The sequence below is a fragment of the Brenneria roseae subsp. roseae genome (assembly GCF_003115845.1).
In the GTDB taxonomy this organism is placed as follows: Bacteria; Pseudomonadota; Gammaproteobacteria; order Enterobacterales; family Enterobacteriaceae; genus Brenneria; species Brenneria roseae.
Genome location: NZ_KZ819062.1, coordinates 1 through 645, shown reverse-complemented (window position 1 = coordinate 645; position 645 = coordinate 1). Strand labels below are relative to the sequence as shown.

1 protein-coding gene is annotated in these 645 nt (G+C 60.0%); it reads left to right on the top strand.

The features are described from left to right. Positions 1–645 (top strand): Ig-like domain-containing protein (locus tag DDT52_RS20820; protein ID WP_136157998.1); only part of this gene is annotated, 645 nt, incomplete at both ends.

Genomic DNA, 645 nt, shown 5'->3' with positions numbered 1-645 from the left:
GTGACGTCAGTGCGACGGTCACCACCCGTGATGACGCCGGTAATGAAACCACGGCCGATGCCACCCGTTCTTACACGGTGGATACCAGTGCGCCGGAGGCGTCGATTAGTATCGATACCATTGCCGGTGACGATATCATCAACGCCGATGAAGCTGGACAGACCATCAGCGTGACCGGTCAGGTGGGCGATGACGTGAAGGCCGGCGATACGGTGATCGTCAAGGTTGGCTCAGAGATCTACCAGACCATCGTCAATGCGGATGGCAAGACCTGGAGCGTCAACGTGCCCGGCAGCGTGCTGGCGGCAAATACCGATATCAGCGCCACGGTCACCACCCGCGATGATGCGGGCAATGAGACCACCGCCGACGCCACCCGTTCTTATACGGTCGATACCACGGCCCCGGACGCCGCTATCACCATCGATACCATTGCCGGCGACGATATCATCAACGCCGAGGAAGCCGGACAGACCATCAATGTCACTGGTCAGGTCGGTGATGACGTCAAAGCCGGCGATGCGGTCACGGTCACGGTGGGTAACGAGATTTACCAGACCACGGTGAATGCCGACGGCAAGACCTGGAGCGTCAATGTACCGGGCAGCGTGCTGGCGGCGAATACCGATATCAGCGCCACGGTGA